This is a genomic window from Amorphus suaedae, from assembly GCF_053629675.1.
In genome coordinates this window covers 3,065,717-3,083,292 of record NZ_JBRJIT010000001.1, presented here as the reverse complement: position 1 = coordinate 3,083,292, position 17,576 = coordinate 3,065,717, and the positions used below count along the sequence as shown (strand labels likewise).

The 17,576-nt window shown below is 69.8% G+C and carries 18 protein-coding genes; 11 read left to right on the top strand and 7 right to left on the bottom strand.

The window, feature by feature from the left end:
• The coding region (locus tag AB7M35_RS13745; RefSeq protein WP_453960540.1) for an acyl-CoA dehydrogenase family protein at positions 1-494 on the bottom strand (494 nt) is incomplete at its 3' end.
• Positions 495-742: 248 nt separating this feature from the next.
• Here AB7M35_RS13745 and AB7M35_RS13740 point away from each other — a divergent pair.
• The gene (locus AB7M35_RS13740; RefSeq protein WP_453960538.1) at positions 743-1,537 is read left to right on the top strand and encodes a tellurite resistance TerB family protein; all 795 of its coding nucleotides are present in this window, start codon (positions 743-745) and stop codon (positions 1,535-1,537) included.
• 50 nt (positions 1,538-1,587) lie between these two features.
• On the opposite strand, the gene AB7M35_RS13735 is transcribed toward AB7M35_RS13740, so the two are convergent.
• The 4 genes from AB7M35_RS13735 to AB7M35_RS13720 form a co-directional block, all read right to left on the bottom strand.
• The gene (locus AB7M35_RS13735) at positions 1,588-1,929 is read right to left on the bottom strand and encodes a TIGR01244 family sulfur transferase (protein WP_453960536.1); all 342 of its coding nucleotides are present in this window, start codon (positions 1,927-1,929) and stop codon (positions 1,588-1,590) included.
• Positions 1,930-2,003: 74 nt separating this feature from the next.
• Positions 2,004-2,921, bottom strand: coding sequence for an MBL fold metallo-hydrolase (locus tag AB7M35_RS13730; protein ID WP_453960535.1), 918 nt, complete (start codon positions 2,919-2,921; stop codon positions 2,004-2,006).
• Positions 2,918-3,361: a DUF6691 family protein gene (locus tag AB7M35_RS13725; protein WP_453960532.1), complete on the bottom strand. Its 444-nt coding sequence runs from the start codon at positions 3,359-3,361 to the stop codon at positions 2,918-2,920. Before AB7M35_RS13725 ends, AB7M35_RS13730 begins: the two co-directional genes overlap by 4 nt.
• Positions 3,361-3,807: a YeeE/YedE family protein gene (locus AB7M35_RS13720; RefSeq protein ID WP_453960531.1), complete on the bottom strand. Its 447-nt coding sequence runs from the start codon at positions 3,805-3,807 to the stop codon at positions 3,361-3,363. Before AB7M35_RS13720 ends, AB7M35_RS13725 begins: the two co-directional genes overlap by 1 nt.
• Positions 3,808-4,512: 705 nt before the next feature.
• Here AB7M35_RS13720 and AB7M35_RS13715 point away from each other — a divergent pair.
• Together AB7M35_RS13715 and AB7M35_RS13710 are read left to right on the top strand one after the other, a co-directional pair.
• Entirely contained in the window at positions 4,513-4,755 is a 243-nt protein-coding gene (locus AB7M35_RS13715) for a hypothetical protein (protein ID WP_453960530.1), read from the top strand.
• A 352-nt stretch (positions 4,756-5,107) separates the two neighbouring features.
• Entirely contained in the window at positions 5,108-6,475 is a 1,368-nt protein-coding gene (locus tag AB7M35_RS13710; RefSeq protein ID WP_453960529.1) for a protoglobin domain-containing protein, read from the top strand.
• Between the two features lie 109 nt (positions 6,476-6,584).
• Here the strand turns inward: AB7M35_RS13710 and AB7M35_RS13705 are convergent, their stop codons facing one another.
• Positions 6,585-7,367, bottom strand: coding sequence for a fumarylacetoacetate hydrolase family protein (locus AB7M35_RS13705; protein ID WP_453960528.1), 783 nt, complete (start codon positions 7,365-7,367; stop codon positions 6,585-6,587).
• A 318-nt stretch (positions 7,368-7,685) separates the two neighbouring features.
• Between AB7M35_RS13705 and urtA the strand changes: the two genes are divergently transcribed.
• From urtA to AB7M35_RS13665, 8 genes are all read left to right on the top strand, one after another.
• A complete protein-coding gene (gene urtA, locus AB7M35_RS13700; protein ID WP_453960526.1) occupies positions 7,686-8,981 on the top strand; it encodes an urea ABC transporter substrate-binding protein in 1,296 nt (431 codons plus the stop codon).
• Between the two features lie 122 nt (positions 8,982-9,103).
• On the top strand, positions 9,104-10,765 hold the full coding sequence (urtB, locus tag AB7M35_RS13695; protein WP_453960525.1) for an urea ABC transporter permease subunit UrtB: 1,662 nt from the start codon (positions 9,104-9,106) through the stop codon (positions 10,763-10,765).
• Positions 10,765-11,967 carry an urea ABC transporter permease subunit UrtC gene (gene urtC / locus AB7M35_RS13690; protein WP_453960524.1) on the top strand — a complete coding sequence of 401 codons (1,203 nt, stop codon included), beginning with the start codon at positions 10,765-10,767 and terminating at the stop codon, positions 11,965-11,967. The genes urtB and urtC overlap by 1 nt, the downstream gene beginning before the upstream one ends.
• Entirely contained in the window at positions 11,964-12,710 is a 747-nt protein-coding gene (gene urtD / locus AB7M35_RS13685; protein ID WP_453960522.1) for an urea ABC transporter ATP-binding protein UrtD, read from the top strand. The genes urtC and urtD overlap by 4 nt, the downstream gene beginning before the upstream one ends.
• Positions 12,711-12,712: 2 nt before the next feature.
• Positions 12,713-13,408 carry an urea ABC transporter ATP-binding subunit UrtE gene (urtE, locus tag AB7M35_RS13680; protein WP_453960520.1) on the top strand — a complete coding sequence of 232 codons (696 nt, stop codon included), beginning with the start codon at positions 12,713-12,715 and terminating at the stop codon, positions 13,406-13,408.
• A gap of 186 nt (positions 13,409-13,594) precedes the next feature.
• Positions 13,595-13,858: a helix-turn-helix domain-containing protein gene (locus AB7M35_RS13675; RefSeq protein WP_453960518.1), complete on the top strand. Its 264-nt coding sequence runs from the start codon at positions 13,595-13,597 to the stop codon at positions 13,856-13,858.
• 95 nt (positions 13,859-13,953) lie between these two features.
• Positions 13,954-15,663 carry a SulP family inorganic anion transporter gene (locus tag AB7M35_RS13670; RefSeq protein WP_453960516.1) on the top strand — a complete coding sequence of 570 codons (1,710 nt, stop codon included), beginning with the start codon at positions 13,954-13,956 and terminating at the stop codon, positions 15,661-15,663.
• A gap of 136 nt (positions 15,664-15,799) precedes the next feature.
• Positions 15,800-16,708 (top strand): lysozyme inhibitor LprI family protein, encoded by a 909-nt coding sequence (locus AB7M35_RS13665; protein WP_453960515.1) that lies wholly within the window; start codon positions 15,800-15,802, stop codon positions 16,706-16,708.
• A gap of 31 nt (positions 16,709-16,739) precedes the next feature.
• Here AB7M35_RS13665 and AB7M35_RS13660 read toward each other — a convergent pair whose 3' ends face one another.
• Entirely contained in the window at positions 16,740-17,489 is a 750-nt protein-coding gene (locus AB7M35_RS13660) for a DUF4336 domain-containing protein (protein ID WP_453960513.1), read from the bottom strand.
• Positions 17,490-17,576: the final 87 nt, after the last annotated feature.

The window sequence follows — 17,576 nt, the reverse complement described above, 5'->3', positions numbered from 1 at the left end:
AACAGGCCCGCGTGCGGCGCGTTGGTGATGTAGCGCTTGGTGCCGTTGAGGACGAAGCCGTCGCCGTCGGCCCGCGCGGTGGTCCGCAGCGCGGCGGCGTCGGAGCCGGCCTCGGGCTCGGTCAGCGCGAACGAGCTGATGAGCTCGCCGGTGGCGAGCCGCGGCAGGTAGGCCTGCTTCTGCGCCTCGGTGCCGTCCATGACGAGGCCCTGGGAGCCGATGCCGTTGTTGGTGCCGATCAGCGAGCGGAACGCCGGCGAGGTGTGGCCGAGCTCGAAGGCGACGCGGACCTCCTCCTCCATGGTGAGGCCGAGGCCGCCGTAGGCTTCCGGGATCGACAGGCCGAACAGGCCCATCTCGCGGATCTCGCGCTTCACCGCCTCGGGGATCGCGTCGGCCTCGGCGACCTCCGCCTCGAGCGGCACGAGGCGCTCGCGCACGAAGCCGCCGACGGTGTCGAGAAGCTGGTCCAGGGTGTCCGGGTCGAGGGGCATCGCGGCTTCCGATTGGAGGAGGGGGACGATCGCCGCGACGGGCCCGGCGGTCGACGGCGAGCTTATCGCCCTTTCCGGCCGGACGGAATCGGCGGATCGGCCACGGCCGGCCGTCAGCCGGGACGGGCGCGATGCGGACGGCGCCGCGCGCGGCCGCGACAGATCGCACCAACGTCTCTTGGGTTCCGGCCGGGCCCACCCATATGGGCCCTGACATCGAGAGACGACGGATCATCGAAGGGGACCGCATGTTCGACACGCGCAAGCTACTGGATCAGTTCCTCGGGGCCGGCGGCCTGGCGGGGATCGCCGGATCGAACCAGCTCCCCCAGACCCGGCAGCAGGGCAACGCGCCCGCCGCGCAGCAGGCGGCGCCGGGGCTCGGCGGCGTTCCGGGCGGCGACATGATCGGCCGCGTGCTGAATTCCGGCGCGCTCGGCGGCGCGGCGGCCGGCGGGCTGGTGACGCTGCTTCTCACCAACAAGAAGAGCCGGAAGATGGCCGGCAGCCTGGTCAAGTACGGGGCGCTGGCGGCCGTCGGCGGGCTTGCCTACAAGGCCTACTCCGACTGGCAGGCGGGCAAGGCGACGGAAACCACGCAGGCCGAGGCCGCCTCGGTGGCGCCCGCGCCGCCGCCGGCGGACTCCGCCTTCCTCGCCGGCGGCGCGCCCCAGGCCCAGAGCGACCTCAGCCTGGCGCTGCTGCGCGCGATGATCGCCGCGGCCAAGGCCGACGGCCACATCGACGCCGAGGAGCAGGGGCGGATCTTCGGCTTCCTCGACCAGGTCGACCTGGACACCGAGGCGAAGGCGTTCGTGATGGACGAGCTGCGCGCGCCGCTCGACGTGGACGCGGTGGCGAGCGCCGCGACCAGCCCGGAGATCGCCGCCGAGATCTATGCCGCGTCGCTCCTAATCATCGACGACCAGAACCCGGCCGAGAAGGGCTACCTGGCGATGCTGGCCGCGCGGCTGAAGCTGCCGGAGGACCTCGTCGCCCACCTCCACGCGTCGGTGGCCGGCGCGGCGCCCGCCGCCGGCTGAGGCCGGCCGGCATCACGCCGGCGCGGCAACCCACCCGGAACGCGCGACCGTCAGCCGCGCGGGCGGGACTGCTGGACGCCCTGCCAGAGCGCGGCGGAGCGCATGCCCGACTTGCAGAAGGCGAGGATCGGCTTCGGCAGTTCGTCGAGGGCGGTGGCGAACGCCGACACCTGCTCGGATCCCGGGCTGCCGGAGACCGGGATGTAGCGCGCCGACAGGCCTGCCGCCTCGGCCGCGGCGCGGATCGCCTCGAAGCTCGGCTGGTCCGGTCCCTCGCCGTCCGGCCGGTTGACGATGAGCGAGCGGAAGCCGAGGCGCTTCACGTCGGCGATCTCGGAGGGCTGGACCTGGCCGGTCACGGAGAGGTCGTCGGAGAGCTTCTTGGGGGTCATGGGGATGTCCTGGTCTGGCGGAAGGGATGCAGAGGGTCGCGCACGGACGGCGCGGCCGGCAAGGGGCGGATCGTTCAGCTGAAATAGTCCACCGGAAGCTTCAGGTAGGCACGGCCATCGGATTCGCGAGGGGGCAGGCGGCCACCGCGCAGGTTGACCTGCAGGGCGGCGAGCATCCGGTCGGGCAGCGCCAGCGTCGCGTCCCGGGCCTCGCGCGCCGCGATCCAGTCCTCGCGCACGGTGCCGTCCTTCACGTGGACGTTGGATGCCCGGTGCTCGGCGACCGTCGCTTCCCATTCGGGTTCGTCGCGCGCGTCGTTGCCGTAGTCGTGGCCGACGAACAGCCGCGTCCCGGCCGGCAGCGACAGGATCGCCTGGAGCGAGTCCCACAGCTCGGCCGCCGAGCCGCCCGGGAAATCGCAGCGCGAGGTGCCGGAGTCCGGATACATCAGCGTGTCGTGCACGAACGCCGCGTCGCCGACGACGTAGGTGACCGAGCCGAGCGTGTGGCCCGTCGTCAGCATGACGCGGACGTCGAGATCGCCGATGCGGAAGGTGTCGCCGTCGGCCCACAGCCGGTCGAAGTCGCGGGCGGGATCGAAGGCGTCGGGCAGGTTGTAGATGCCGGCCCACAGCTCCGCGATGCGCCGCACCCGCTCGCCGATGGCGGTGGGCGCGCCGGTGCGCTCCTTAAGGTGGGCCGAGGCCATCCAGTGATCGGCATGGGGATGGGTGTCGAGGACCCACTCGACCGTCAGCCCCTCGCGGGCGCAGAGGTCGAGGACCTGGTCCATGCTGTCGGTGGCGGTGGCGTAGGACTTCGGATTGAAGTTCCAGACCACGTCGATCACCGCGGCCCGCTTCGTGGCGGGGTCCGCGCAGACATACTGGACCGATCCCGTGTCGGGCTCGTAGAGCCCCCACACGTCGGGGCTGCCGGGACCACGCGACCGCGAGTGGCGGACCACGCGTTCCTTGAGCGAACCTGTCATACCGTCTCCTTTCGATTGGGGAACCAGATACCGGCGTCGCGCACCCGCACGCCGAGGAAGATGCCGGCCAGCATCGCCGGCACGAACACCAGCGTGCCGGGCGCCGCCAGCGGCAGCGCGACGATGGCCGGGCCGGGACAGAGCCCGCCGATGCCCCAGCCGATGCCGAACAGCGCCGCGCCGGCGACCAGCCGGCCGTCGATGAGGCGCGTCTCCGGCAGGTCGAACCGTTCCAGCAGCAGCGGCCCCTTGCGCCGGGCCACGCGGCGGTAGCCGACGAAGGTGACCACCACCGCGCCGCCCATGACGAGGGCGAGGCTGGGGTCCCACGCGCCGAAGACGTCGAGGAAGCCCAGCACCTTGGCGGGGTTGGCCATGCCCGACACCACGAGGCCGACGCCGAAGACGAGGCCGCCGAGAAGTCCCACGAAGGTGCGCATCAGGCGGCTCCGATCCCGTGGCGGATCACGAAGACGGTGGCCACGGCCGTCGCCATGAACACGCCCACCGAGACGAAGGAACGGCGCGACAGGCGGGCGAGGCCGCAGACGCCGTGTCCCGAGGTGCAGCCGAAGCCCAGCGACGTGCCGAGCCCGACCGCCAGCCCGGCGAGCGCCATCATCGGCAGGTTCGACGAGACGGTCTGGGCGATCGGCCCGGACACGGCCATCACGGCCAGCGGAGCGATCAGCAGGCCGGCGAGGAAGCCGATCCGCCAGCCCCGGTCGGACCAAGGCACCGCGACCGGGCCGAGGGCGCGCGCCAGGATGCCGATGATCCCGGTGATACGGCCGAAGAAGAGCATGACCAGCACGGCCGACAGCCCGATGAGGATGCCTCCCGAAAGCGAGGCCCATGGCGTGAAGTCGGTGGCGGGCAGGGGCATGGCGGTCTCCTTCACACAGGTGACGGCCGGGCGGCGGGCCCGGACCCCGTCGGAACCTCCCGGTCCGGCTTCGCAGGGAGCGTCCGTGCCGAGCCGGAGCGGCGGTGCCGCACCCTTATATTAGGAGAAACTAATCGAAGCAAACGACCCCGGCACCCGCGGTCCCCGCGACCATGCGCGGGGACCTCACGTTCCGCCCTATCGGGGCGCCTGATAGTTGTCGACCCCACGATTCTGCGGCGGCGGCGGGGTCTGCGTCCGCGGAGGCGGTTCGGTCCGTTGCGGGGGACGCGGGTCCTGGCGCGGCGGCGGTTCCCGATACCGCTGCGGCGGCTCGCTGTACCGGGGCGGCGGCTCCTGGTAGCGCTCCGGCGGCCGGCGATAGTCGGGCGGCGGCTCCCGGTAGCCCGGCGGCGGCGGAGCCCGGTACCCAGGTGGCGGCGGCTCGCGCTGTGCGGGCGGGTAGTACTGGGCGTGCGCACCGGCGGGCACCTGCACGAGCAGCGCCAGGGCAAGAAGCCGACGTCCCTTCACGAGCCTATCCTTTTGCGTGCGTGACGGCGAAAGTGCCCGAACGGAATGCTTGAGCGGGCGGAATGGTTCGCCGGGGTCCGGCCGAGACGGCGGGGCAGGATTGGCAGAGGCCACACGTGCCGGAACCTTCGGACCCGCCGCCGCGTTGGCTCAGAAATCCTGGAGGCCCGCATGCAACGCCCCGCGCAAATCACCGTGCTCCTGGCACTCGCCGCGACAGCGGTATTCTATTGCCTGGGCGCGACGACCGTCAGCTTCATCAAGCCCGTGGCCGCGAACGCCATGGGCCTGCTGCCGACGGTGGCGCTCGTCAGCCTTGCCGCCGGAACGGCCCTCGGGTCCTGGCTTGCGCCCCGCCTGGTCGACCAGGCGCCGGTCGCGGCTGCAGCCCGGCGCATCCGCGCCCGCCGCTGAGCCGACGGCTCGCGACGGCACGGCGAGACCCTTCCCGAGACGATGAGCCAGCGGATGTCGAGCGGGCAGCCGCGGATTGCGGTCGACTTGCCCGGCCGGATTGCGCGGTCTGGCGCGCGTCGCCGCGCACTGCGTTTCAGAATGGGGTGATGTCGACAACGTCCGGATGCCGGCGGGATCGGGGATACTACGGACCTCCGAAACCGACCGGATGCAAGCTGGACGCAAGTCTTGCTACCTAGGATTTCCGTGCTGGTCCACTTTGGCATCGATATCGGAGGCAATCACGCGCCTCCGAGGGTCCGTGCTCGATGGGGGACGCCATTCACCTCAACTGGCATCGGAACATCCCATGACCCAAGAATTCGACACCGTTCTCTCCAAGCGATTTTCCTTCATCGGGTTCGACGACAAGGCCCGCGCGACGCTGCGCTCCATGAAGCCGGTCGTGGAAGCCGAGCTTCCGGCCATTCTCGAGAGCTTCTACGCCGACATCGCCCGGCAGCCCGAGGCGGATGCGACCTTCGCGGATGACGCGATGCGCCGGCATGCGCGCGAAAAGCAGTACGAGCACTGGCTGCGCATCGTGGATGCGAGCTACGGCGACGAATACCTGAAGTCGGTCCGCCGCATCGGCGAGGCGCACGCGCGGCTCGGCCTGAAGCCCGCCTGGTACTTCGGCGGCTACGCGAAGCTGGTGAGCGGTCTCGTCCGCGCCGTCGCGACCCACGCGATGAAGCAGGGCGGTTTCGGCCACCGGGCCACCCGCGCCGCCGCGCTGGAAGAGAAGATCGACGTTCTGATCAAGGCGGCGATGCTCGACATGGACCTCTGCATCACCACCATCGAGGAGCGCGCGGCGGCGGACAAGGCCGCCGAGCGCGACCGCCTGGCGACGGCGTTCGAGCGGGACGTCGGCGGCATCGTCGAAACCCTCGCCGCCGCGTCGGAGGAACTGGCCGTCACGGCGAAGAACATGGCCAACCTGGCGGATCGCACCACCGGTCGCTCGTCGACCATGGCGGCGGCGGCCGAGCAGGTCTCGTCCGCCTCCTCCTCGGTGGCCCGGGCCGCCGGCGAGCTGACCCATTCGATCCGCGAGATTTCCGAGCGGGCGCAGGGGGCGGCGGAGACGTCGTCGGGCGTGTCGGAGGATGCGCGGGCGACCAGCGCGACGATGCAGCAGCTCGCCCAGGCGGCCGAGAAGATCGGCGAGATCGTCGGTCTGATCGATTCCGTCGCCGCGCAGACGAACCTTCTCGCCCTGAACGCCACCATCGAGGCGGCGCGGGCCGGCGATGCCGGCAAGGGCTTTGCGGTCGTCGCCAGCGAGGTAAAGAGCCTCGCCACCCAGACGGCGCGGGCAACCGACGAGATCTCCAGCCAGATCGTCGCCATTCAGGAGGTGATGAAGACCGCCGTCGGGGCCATCGAACGGGTGGGCCGCTCGGTCGAATCGGTCAATTCGGCGACGGCCTCGATCTCGGCCGCGGTGGAGGAGCAGAACGCCGCCACCAGCGAGATCAGCAGCCAGATCGACGACACCGCCCGCAGCGCGACCTCGGTGTCCGAGACGATCTCCCAGGTCCTCGACGACGCCAGGGAGACCAGCGTGTCGGCCGAGGCCATGGTCAGCGCGGCGAACGAACTCAGCCAGCAGGCGGAAGGGCTGAGGACCGGCGTCGCCAGCTTCCTGACCCGGATCCGCAGCGCCGCCTGAGCGGATCACGGATAGAAAGACCCGGCCCGTCTCGCGAAGGGCCGGGTCTCTCGCAGTGGACAGAGCCATTCCTGATTGATCGGGCGGTCCCGCCCGACCGGAACAGACCCTAGACGAACTGGACTGCGACCGAGCCGAGCGGACCGAAGTCGGCGTGCAGCGTGTCGCCCTTCTCCGCCCACACCGGACGCGTGAAGGAGCCCGACAGCATCAGGTGCCCGGGCTCGAGCGTCACGTCGAACGGGGCGAGCTTGTTGGCGAGCCAGGCGATCGCCATCGCCGGATGGCCGAGCACGCCGGCGGCGATGCCCGTCTCCTCGATCTCGGAGTTGCGGTAGAAGATCGCCCCGACCCAGCGCAGATCCACCTCGTCCACCTTCACCGGGCGACCGCCCAGCACGATGCCGGCGCCGGCGCCGTTGTCGGAGACCGTGTCGAAGATCTTGCGGGGGTTCTGGACGCGCGCGTCGATGATCTCGATGGACGGCACCACGTACTCGGTGGCGCGCAGCACGTCGACCAGACCGATGCCCGGCCCCTTCAGCGGCTTGTCGAGGATGAACGTCAGCTCCGGCTCGACGCGCGGCACGCAGAAGTCCTCGTAGCGGACCTTCGCCCCGTCGCTCATCACCTGGTCGGAGAAGATGTAGCCGTAGTCGGGCTCGTCGATCTGCGAGGACGCCTGCATCGCCTTCGAGGTGAGGCCGATCTTGTGGCCGACGATGGTCGACCCCTGCTTGACCTTGTCGTCGGCGAGCGCGGAGGAGATCGCGTAGGCATCGTCGATGGTGATGTGCGGGAACATCACCGAAGGCTGGATCGCCTGCTTCTTGGTCCGGTGGGCCTCGCGGATGGCGTCGATCGCCTGGGCGCGTTCACTTTCGGTCAGCATCGGTTCGTCCGTTCTGTTTGGTGGGCGTTACCCTGACATTGCCCAAAATATCGAGAATTTCCACCCACCCCAGGCGGTTTCCATCCGGGCGCGCCATATCCTCGCAACCCTGCGGTTGCAAGCCGTTCCGATAACCAGAACACGCCTAATTTATAGGCAGCCCAAATTTCCCCCACCGCGCCAAAACCGGCGATTCCGCGACCCCGACTAACGGTTGCAGGCACAACGAGACCCGGAATCCGGCTTGGCACTCTTGTTGCAATGTTCCCTCCCGGATCGCTTTGGCGGACCGGACCATTTCCAAATCAAGGAGGGATCATGCTCGGCATCATTCGCAAGACTGTGCGTCCGATCGCATTGGCCGCGTGCCTGGCGGGCGCGGCAGCGGGAAGCGCACTGGCGCAGGACGACACCATCAAGGTCGGCATCCTGCACTCGCTCTCGGGCACCATGGCGATTTCGGAGACGACCCTGAAAGACGTGATGCTGATGCTGATCGAAGAGCAGAACGCCAAGGGCGGTCTCCTCGGAAAGAAGCTGGAAGCCGTCGTCGTCGATCCCGCGTCGGACTGGCCGCTGTTCGCCGAAAAGGCCCGTCAGCTGATTTCCCAGGACAAGGTCGCCGCCGTGTTCGGCTGCTGGACGTCGGTGTCGCGCAAGTCGGTGCTGCCGGTGTTCGAGGAACTCGACGGCATCCTGTTCTATCCGGTCCAGTACGAGGGTGAGGAATCCTCGCGCAACATCTTCTACACCGGCGCCGCCCCGAACCAGCAGGCGATCCCGGCCGTCGACTACCTGATGAACCAGGGCGTCGAGCGCTGGGTCCTCGCCGGCACCGACTACGTCTACCCGCGCACGACCAACAAGATCCTCGAGCAGTACCTCAAGGACAAGGGCGTCGCCCAGGAAGACATCATGATCAACTACACGCCGTTCGGGCACTCCGACTGGCAGTCGATCGTCTCCGAGATCAAGACCTTCGGTTCGGCCGGCAAGAAGACGGCGGTGGTCTCCACCATCAACGGCGACGCCAACGTGCCGTTCTACAAGGAGCTCGCCAACCAGGGCGTCGAGGCCACCGACATCCCGGTCGTCGCGTTCTCGGTGGGCGAGGAAGAGCTCGCCGGCATCGACACCGCGCCGCTGGTCGGCCATCTCGCCGCGTGGAACTACTTCATGTCGGTCGACACCCCGGAGAACGACGACTTCATCGAGGCCTGGCACAAGTACATCGGCAACGAGGACCGCGTGTCGAACGACCCGATGGAGGCCCACTACATCGGCTTCAACATGTGGGTGAAGGCGGTCGAGAAGGCCGGCACCACGGATCCCGACGCGGTCATCGACGCGATGGTCGGCGTCACCGTGCCGAACCTCACCGGCGGTTACTCGGCGATGATGCCGAACCACCACATCACCAAGCCGGTGCTGATCGGCGAAATCCAGGACGACGGCCAGTTCGGCATCGTCTGGGAGACGGCCGGGCTGGTCCCGGGCGACGCGTGGTCCGACTACCTGCCGGACTCCAAGCCGCTGATCTCCGACTGGCGCGCGCCGATGTCGTGCGGAAACTTCAACACCGAGACGGGTCAGTGCGGCGGCGCCGCGAAGTAACGACCTGCTGACGACCGGCGCGGGATCCGGATCCCGCGCCGGCGCTTCTGCGGCCGCGATCGCCGAACGGGGCGCACGGGGAGGCCGCACACTCTTCCCGCAACGAGATCCACGGAAACGCCATGCTGGTTCGCCCGCCGGACGCAACTTCCCGGTCGCGAAGGCTCCTCGTCGCGTTCGCGCGGCTGGTCCTGGTGCTGCTGCTTGCCGCCCCGATCGCGGCGAGCGCCCAGTCCGAGCCCGACGCGGAAGCGCTGCGTCCGCTGCTCTCCGGCCTCGACAACGGCCGCGACTTCAACAAGACCGCCGACGGCATCCGCGCCATCGCCGCCACCGGCAATCCGGCCGCCGCGCCGCTGCTGCGCGCCATGCGCGACGGCGCGCTGGAGGTCCGCAAGTCGGACGGCGCGGTGGTGATCGTGGAGAAGCGCGACGGCAAGGACGTCGCCGTCGATCCGCTGACCGGCGAGACGCTCGGCGAGGTCGGGCGGCGCGACACCAGCCGCATCTCCATCAACAACAACCTGCGCAACGTCATCGACGAGGTGGTGGCCGGGCTGACGCTGCGCTCGCCGGACCCGGCGGTGCGCCGGACGGCGGCGAGCGAGATGCTGGCGGGGGCGTCGCAGGACAACATCGCCCCGCTGCGCGCCGCCCTCGCCGAGGAGGAAGACGCCGGCGTGAAGGCGGAGATGGAACGGGCGCTGGCCGCCTCCATCCTGCAGTCCGACGCCGACACCGCGGAGAAGAGCGCCGCGCTGGAGACCGTCGCCCACATGGGCAACCGCCAGGCGCTGCAGCTCCTGACCCAGGCGACCGCCAACCCGGAGCTCGCCGAGCGGGCGACGCGGCTGATCGCCGGCGTGGAACGCCAGCTCGCCTTCTGGCAGGTCGCCCAGAACGTCTGGTTCGGGATCTCGCTGGGCTCGGTGCTGCTGCTGGCCGCCATCGGGCTTGCCATCACCTTCGGCGTGATGGGCGTCATCAACATGGCGCACGGCGAGATGGTGATGCTGGGCGCCTACACCACCTTCGTTGTGCAGGAGACGATCCGCATCCACTATCCCGGCCTGTTCGAGGCCTCGCTCGCCATCGCGCTGCCGCTCGCCTTCTGCGTCTCGGGCCTCGTCGGCATCCTGATCGAGCGCATCGTCATCCGCTGGCTCTACGGCCGGCCGCTGGAGACGTTGCTCGCCACCTGGGGCATCTCGTTGATCCTGCAGCAGGCGATCCGCGTCATCTTCGGCGCCTCCAACCGCCAGGTCGGCAACCCCGACTGGATGTCGGGCGCCTTCCAGCTCGGCGGGCTGTCGATCACCTATTCGCGCCTCTCCATCGTGATCTTCTCGCTGATCGTGTTCGGGCTGCTGGTGCTGCTCCTGCAGCGCACCGCCTTCGGGCTGCAGATCCGCGCCGTCACCCAGAACCGCAAGATGGCCTCCACCATGGGCATCCGCACGCCCTGGACCGACGCGCTCACCTTCGGGCTCGGATCGGGGGTGGCGGGCATCGCCGGCGTGGCGCTGTCGCAGATCGACAACGTCTCGCCCAACCTCGGCCAAGGCTACATCATCGACAGCTTCCTCGTCGTGGTGTTCGGCGGGGTGGGCAACCTGTGGGGCACCTTCGTCGGCGCGCTGTCGCTCGGCGTGCTCAACAAGTTCCTCGAGCCCTACGCCGGCGCGGTGCTGGGCAAGATCATCGTCCTCGTCCTGATCATCCTGTTCATCCAGAAGCGGCCGCGCGGACTGTTTCCGCAAAAGGGCCGGGCGGCGGAAGGCTGATGACCACCATTTCACCCATTCTCCTGACGCGGTTCGCGCTCGGCGCGATCGCGATCCTGCTCGTCGGCTCAGCCGTCGTCATCTACCTGAACCTGGCGCTGCCGGCCGGCCACGACTGGCACGTGCCGACCTACGTCATGAGCCTGATGGGCAAGTACCTGGCGTTCGCGCTGCTCGCCCTGTCGATCGACCTGGTGTGGGGCTTCGGCGGCATCCTGACGCTCGGCCACGGCGCCTTCTTCGCGCTCGGCGGCTACGCCATGGGCATGTACCTGATGCGCCAGATCGGCGACCGCGGCGTCTACGCCAACCCGCTGCTGCCGGACTTCATGGTGTTCCTGAACTGGGATTCCCTGCCCTGGTACTGGTTCGGTTTCGACATGTTCTGGTTCGCAGCGGCAATGGTGATCCTGGTGCCGGCGCTGCTCGCCTTCGTGTTCGGCTGGCTCGCCTTCCGCTCGCGCGTCACCGGCGTCTATCTCTCCATCATCACCCAGGCGATGACCTTCGCGCTGATGCTCGCCTTCTTCCGCAACGAGATGGGCTTCGGCGGCAACAACGGCCTGACCGACTTCAAGGACATCCTCGGCTACAGCATCCAGAGCCCGGAGACGCGGGCGGGGCTGTTCTTCGCCACCGCGCTCGCCGTCTCGCTGGGGCTGCTGCTGTGCATCTGGCTGGTGCGCTCGCGCTTCGGCCAGGCGCTGGTGGCGGTGCGCGACGCGGAGGCCCGCGCCCGCTTCATCGGCTACCGGGTGGAGCACTACAAGCTGATCGTCTGGACCGTGTCGGCGGCGATGGCCGGCGTCGCGGGGGCGCTCTACGTGCCGCAGGTCGGCATCATCAACCCCAGCGAATTCGCCCCCGGCAACTCCATCGAGGCGGTGATCTGGGTGGCGGTCGGCGGCCGCGGGACGCTGGTCGGCGCGGTGGTCGGCGCGATCGTCGTCAACTTCGGCAAGACCTACTTCACCGGCGCCTTCCCGGAACTCTGGCTGTTCGTGCTCGGCTTCCTGTTCGTGGTCGTCACCGTGCTCCTGCCGCGCGGCATCATGGGGCCGTTCTTCGACCTGATCGACCGCCGCCGGGACCGCCGGCGCGCGGCGGAGCGCGGCCGTTCGGAGGCGCTGGCCTCGGCGGAGCGGGAGGCCGGCATCGACCCCGACGAGACGGCCGTGGCGCCGGGAGGGACCGCCCGATGAGCATGACCTCCTCGCTCCTCTATCTCGACGGCGTCACCGTCTCCTTCGACGGCTTCCGGGCGCTCAACAACCTGTCGCTCGTCCTCCAGGAGGGCGAGATGCGCGCCATCATCGGCCCGAACGGCGCCGGCAAGACCACGATGATGGACTGCATCACCGGCAAGACGCGGCCCGACGAGGGCACCATCCTGTTCGACGGCACCCTCGACCTGACCCAGCTCGACGAGGCGGCGATCGCCAACCAGGGCATCGGCCGCAAGTTCCAGAAGCCGACGGTGTTCGAGAACCACACCGTGCGCACCAACATCGCGCTGGCGCTGAAGGAAAGCCGCTCGCCCTTCCACCTGCTGACGGCCCGGCTGTCGGCGGAGCAGAACATCCGCATCGACGAGGTGCTGGACACCATCCGGCTCGGCCACCTGGAGAAGGAGACGGCGGCGAACCTCTCCCACGGCCAGAAGCAGTGGCTGGAGATCGGCATGCTGCTCGCCCAGGACCCGCGGCTCCTGCTGGTCGACGAGCCGGTCGCCGGCATGACGGATTCGGAGACCGCCGAGACGGCGAAGCTGCTCGTCGACATCGCGCGGAGCCACACCGTCATCGTGGTCGAGCACGACATGGCGTTCGTGCGCGACCTCGACGTGAAGGTCACCGTGCTGCACGAGGGGTCGGTGCTCGCCGAAGGCGCGCTCGACCACGTCAGCGCCGACCAGCGCGTCATCGACGTTTATCTGGGGCGCTGATCATGCTCGACGTTCGCGACATCCACCTCCACTACGGCGCCGCCCAGGCGCTGCGGGGCGTCAGCCTCGCCGTCCGGCCTGGCCAGGTCACCTGCCTGATGGGCCGCAACGGCGTCGGCAAGACGTCGCTGCTGCGCGCCGTCATGGGCCTGCATCCGATCTCCAAGGGCGAGATCCTCTGGCGCGACAACCCGCTCGGCTCCAGCCCGCCGTTCGAGCGCGCCCGCAAGGGCATCGCCATGGTGCCGCAGGGCCGCGAGATCTTCCCGCTGCTGACGGTGGGCGAGAACCTGCAGACGGGCTTCGCCGGGCTGCCGGCCGCCGACCGCCACGTGCCGGACGACGTGTTCGAGCTGTTTCCGATCCTGTCGCAGATGATGCACCGGCGCGGCGGCGACCTCTCCGGCGGCCAGCAGCAGCAGCTCGCCATCGGCCGCGCCATGGTGCGGCGGCCGAAGCTGCTGCTCCTCGACGAGCCGACCGAGGGCATCCAGCCGTCGATCATCATCCAGATCGGCAACGCCATCGACTACCTGCGCAAGCGCGGCGACATGGCGATCCTGCTGGTGGAGCAGTATTTCGAGTTCGCCCGCGACCTCGCCGACACCTTCGCGGTGATGGAGCGCGGCGAGATCGTCATGGCCGGCGAGCGCTCGGAAATGGACGAGGACCGCATCCGCGCCAACATGAGCGTGTGAGACGGGCACGGCCGCGCCGTGCCGCCACCACCCCTTCTTTGACCGCCGCCGCGCCCGGGACGCCGTTTCGGGCGCGGCTTGCGTTCGCCTGCGCATTTCTGTCGCATCTGAACCCCGCATAGTGATGTTTCAAACATCATGATCGAGTGGTAGAAGCGTCATTCAGCATCCTGAAGCAGGCACTCCGTGATCACAGCCGCCCAGCTCCGCGCCGCCCGCGCCCTCCTCGGCATCGACCAGAAGACCCTGGCCGAGCGGGCCGGCGTGTCGGTGCCCACCATCCAGCGGATGGAAGCGAGCCAGGGCAACGTGCGCGGGGTGGTGGAGAGCCTCACCCGGGTGATCGAAGCCCTGGAGGCCTCCGGCATCGAGCTGATCGGCGATAACGCCCAGAGCCTCTCCGGGGGACGCGGCATCCGGCTCCGGGAGCCCGCGCCGCCGCGCACCTGACGACCGGCGCGCGGGGCCGAGCCGCCCGGCGCGCGCCGCACGCCTTCTCCGCGCGCCGCCGCTGCGGCGCCTCGAACCAGGGACTCCTCGGTTCCATGACCCAACTGACGGCCCATTCCGACGCCCCGAGCTTTGCCGAGCTGTTCACGCCGAAGCTGATCACCGTGCTGCGCGAAGGCTACGGCCTGGCACAGCTCAGGGCGGATGCGGTGGCGGGGCTCACCGTGGCCATCGTGGCGCTGCCGCTCTCCATGGCGATCGCCATCGCCTCCGGCGCGACGCCGGCCCAGGGTCTCTACACCGCGATCGTCGGCGGCTTCTTCGTGTCGCTCCTGGGCGGCAGCCGCTTCCAGATCGGCGGGCCGGCGGGCGCCTTCATCGTGCTGGTCGCGGCGACGGTGCAGGCGCACGGCATCGAGGGCCTGTTCCTGGCGACGATCCTATCGGGCTTCATCCTCGCCGCCATCGGCCTGTTGCGGCTGGGCACCTACATCAAGTTCATCCCCTATCCGGTCACCGTCGGCTTCACCGCCGGCATCGCCATCATCATCTTCGCCAGCCAGCTCAAGGAGCTGTTCGGGCTGACGCTCGCCGGCGCGGAACCGGGACCGCTTCTGGACAAGCTGCCCGTGCTGTGGGCGGCGGTGCCGACGGCCGATCCGGCGACGGTCGCCCTGGCGCTCGCCACCATCGTCATCATCGTCGGCCTGAAGCGGCTGCGCCCCCACTGGCCCGGCCTGCTGATCGCGGTCGGCGCAGCCACGCTCGCCAGCGCGTTGATCGGCCTGCCGGTCGCCACCATCGGCTCCAAGTTCGGCGGCATCCCGGGCTACCTGCCGGCGCCGGCGCTGCCGGACATGTCGATGGACAAGGTGCTCGCCGTGCTGCCGAGCGCGATTTCCTTCGCGCTGCTGGGCTCCATCGAATCGCTGCTGTCGGCGGTCGTCGCCGACGGCATGACGGGCCGCCGCCATCGCTCCAACTGCGAGCTGGTCGCCCAGGGCGTCGCCAACGTCGCCTCCGGCATCTTCGGCGGCATCTGCGTGACCGGCACCATCGCCCGCACCGCCACCAACGTGCGTTCGGGCGCGCACGGCCCGGTCGCCGGCATCCTGCACTCCGGCTTCCTGCTGCTGTTCATCCTGGTGGCGGCGCCGGTGGCGAGCTACATTCCGCTGGCGAGCCTCGCCGGCGTGCTCGCCGTCGTCGCCTGGAACATGATCGAGAAGCACGCCTTCGCCACGCTGCTGCGCACGTCGCGCGGCGACGCGGTGGTGCTGCTCGCCACCTTCCTGCTGACCATCTTCCGCGACCTGACCGAGGGCATCGTCGTGGGCTTCGCCATCGGGTCGGTGCTGTTCATCCACCGCATGTCGAAGACCACGGCCATCGAGACCGAGCGCCCGCTGGTGGCCGAGGACCGCGCCGACGACGCCAACGGCGACCGCGGCCCCTACGACGACAACGGCGGCGACCGGGACGTCATGGTCTACCGGATCTCCGGCGCCTTCTTCTTCGGCGCCGCCGCCTCCATCGGCTCGGTGCTCGACCGGATCGCCGATACCCACCGCGCGCTGATCATCGACTTCCACGCCGTTCCGTTCCTGGATTCCACCGCCGCCAACACCATCGGCGGCATGGTCGCCAAGGCGCAGCGGCGCGGCGTGACCGTCGTTCTCACGGGGACGACCCACGAAGAGCGGCACGTGCTGTTCACCCACGGCATCAAGCCGCCGCTCGTCTCCTACGAGAAGTCGGTGGCCGAGGCGCGCGCCAAGGCGCACGCGCTCCTGGCGGCCGAATAGGAGCTCCGGTCGGGCAGGGCGGCTTCCAACGGTCGGGCGGCAAGGCGGCGGACCCGAATGCCCCATCTGGGGGCGGCGGGCGCCGGCGCACCGGTGCAGGATCGACACCGATCCAACGTCAGCCGCAGGCCGCCCGATGCTCGCTTCCCGTCCCGCCCCGCCTTTCCCGCTCGCGCGCCTCGCGGCGCTGGCCGCTTTTGCGGTGCTCGCCACGTGGCCGCTCGCGCCCGCCGCCGCCCAGCAGGAGATCGACGCGGACCTGGCCGCCTGCGAGAACGATCCCCGCTTCCGGGTGGGCGGCGCGGCCATCGGCGAATGCCTGGAGATGCGGCGTGCCGTGCTCGACCGGCAGATCGGCGACCTGGCTGAGAGCCAGGCCCGGCGCTTCTGCGCATCTTCCGACCAGGCCGACGTGCGCGCCGCGCAGCAGGACTGGCTGTCCTACCGGGCCGCCCATTGCGGCCTGATCACCCGCTCGCCCGGAAACACCGTCTCCTATGTGAGCGGCACGGTCTGCAATCTCATCCTGGCGCGCCAGCGGATGGCGGGGCTGAAGCTGATGCAGCTCTACGCCCGGCCGCTCTGCCCGGCCTTCGAGCTGGTGAACGAGGCGAGCCGGCCGGGCGAGCAGACGGACGAGCCTGTCGAGATCCCCCGGGCCGACCTGGAATGGGTCGTTGCCGGCGGTCTCGGCGAGGAGGTCCTGGTCGTCCGGGAAACCACGGGCCGGCAGCGCGTTCTCTCCGAAACGGACCTCTCCGGCTGCTATTTCTGCTCGGGCGAGGAGGACAACTGCGCCGCCGACGGCGTCTACGTGATGGCCGATCCGGAGATCCCGACCCGGCCGCGCGTCTTCGCGGTCTGCCATTCCGGCGCCCATTCCCAGAGCCTGCGGCTCGTCGACCCGGTCGCCTCCGGCTCCGACGTCGCCTTCGCCGCCGTGGGCAGCTATTTCCTGGAATGGAAGGTCGAGAAGGGCACGCTGCGCGTCTTCCTCGACGGCGAGACCCGCCCCTCGCAGATCTACCCGCCCGAGCCGAACTGAGGCACCGGAGGAAGGGACGCGGCCCCGCCGCCTATTCCCCGGCGCCGGTCCAGGCGAGCGCCCGCGCCAGCTCCGCGCCGGCATCCTCGGTGTAGCAGCGGCCGTGGGCGAGGATCACCCGCTCCGGCCGCCAGCCGACCATGGTCTCGGCCGCCGCGCGGACCTCCGTCTTGCGAGCCAGGAACGTCAGACGCAGGTCGCGCGGGGTGCTGCCGTCCGGATCGAGCACCCCGCCCAGCCCCATGACGGTCTCCGACAGGAGACCGTGCACGTGATCGGCCTCGAAGTTCTCGATCAGGTCGGTGAGGATCACCGTGCGGCTTCGGCGGTGGAAGAAGTCGGCCTCGGTCATGAAGCTGCCGGGCACCAGCACCTGATCGATCTCGCCCGCCCAGCCCGCATCGGGGGCCGGCTGCAGCTCGGCATCGACGCGGAAGCCGCCCTCCTCCGCCTTGTCCGCCACCTTCGGCGCGGCATGGGTCGCCGCGTCCGGGAACGCGGCCTGCCAGGCGCCCAGGTGGATCCAGTGCAGCCGGTTGGGCGCCACCAGGAAGGCGACCGTCCCGAGGGCGGTGACCGCCACGCGCAGGTCGTCGGTGAGCTCGGTCGGCGAGTGCACCCACAGCCGGCCATCGGCGAGCCGGACGACGGTCATCCGGGTGGAAAACGGCAGCGACGTCACGCCGTAGCGCATGCGCACGACCGGCCCGTCGACGATCCAGATGTCGTCGCCGAACGGCTTCGGCACGTTGAGCGGCGGATAGGGATCGACCCGGAACACGGGCGCCTCCATCGGTTGTGGCGGTCGCCTTCCGGGCTCAAGCCCACGGCGGGACGGGCTGGACGCCCGGGCGGGGGATCGGCGACA

Bases quoted from the DNA above. Each gene is read 5' to 3' on its own strand.
- AB7M35_RS13740 (WP_453960538.1), top strand. From the start codon at position 743: ATGTTCGACACGCGCAAGCTACTGGATCAGTTCCTCGGGGCCGGCGGC.
- AB7M35_RS13735 (WP_453960536.1), bottom strand. From the start codon at position 1,929: ATGACCCCCAAGAAGCTCTCCGACGACCTCTCCGTGACCGGCCAGGTC.
- AB7M35_RS13730 (WP_453960535.1), bottom strand. From the start codon at position 2,921: ATGACAGGTTCGCTCAAGGAACGCGTGGTCCGCCACTCGCGGTCGCGT.
- AB7M35_RS13725 (WP_453960532.1), bottom strand. From the start codon at position 3,361: ATGCGCACCTTCGTGGGACTTCTCGGCGGCCTCGTCTTCGGCGTCGGC.
- AB7M35_RS13720 (WP_453960531.1), bottom strand. From the start codon at position 3,807: ATGCCCCTGCCCGCCACCGACTTCACGCCATGGGCCTCGCTTTCGGGA.
- AB7M35_RS13715 (WP_453960530.1), top strand. From the start codon at position 4,513: ATGCAACGCCCCGCGCAAATCACCGTGCTCCTGGCACTCGCCGCGACA.
- AB7M35_RS13710 (WP_453960529.1), top strand. From the start codon at position 5,108: ATGACCCAAGAATTCGACACCGTTCTCTCCAAGCGATTTTCCTTCATC.
- AB7M35_RS13705 (WP_453960528.1), bottom strand. From the start codon at position 7,367: ATGCTGACCGAAAGTGAACGCGCCCAGGCGATCGACGCCATCCGCGAG.
- urtA (WP_453960526.1), top strand. From the start codon at position 7,686: ATGCTCGGCATCATTCGCAAGACTGTGCGTCCGATCGCATTGGCCGCG.
- urtB (WP_453960525.1), top strand. From the start codon at position 9,104: ATGCTGGTTCGCCCGCCGGACGCAACTTCCCGGTCGCGAAGGCTCCTC.
- urtC (WP_453960524.1), top strand. From the start codon at position 10,765: ATGACCACCATTTCACCCATTCTCCTGACGCGGTTCGCGCTCGGCGCG.
- urtD (WP_453960522.1), top strand. From the start codon at position 11,964: ATGAGCATGACCTCCTCGCTCCTCTATCTCGACGGCGTCACCGTCTCC.
- urtE (WP_453960520.1), top strand. From the start codon at position 12,713: ATGCTCGACGTTCGCGACATCCACCTCCACTACGGCGCCGCCCAGGCG.
- AB7M35_RS13670 (WP_453960516.1), top strand. From the start codon at position 13,954: ATGACCCAACTGACGGCCCATTCCGACGCCCCGAGCTTTGCCGAGCTG.
- AB7M35_RS13665 (WP_453960515.1), top strand. From the start codon at position 15,800: ATGCTCGCTTCCCGTCCCGCCCCGCCTTTCCCGCTCGCGCGCCTCGCG.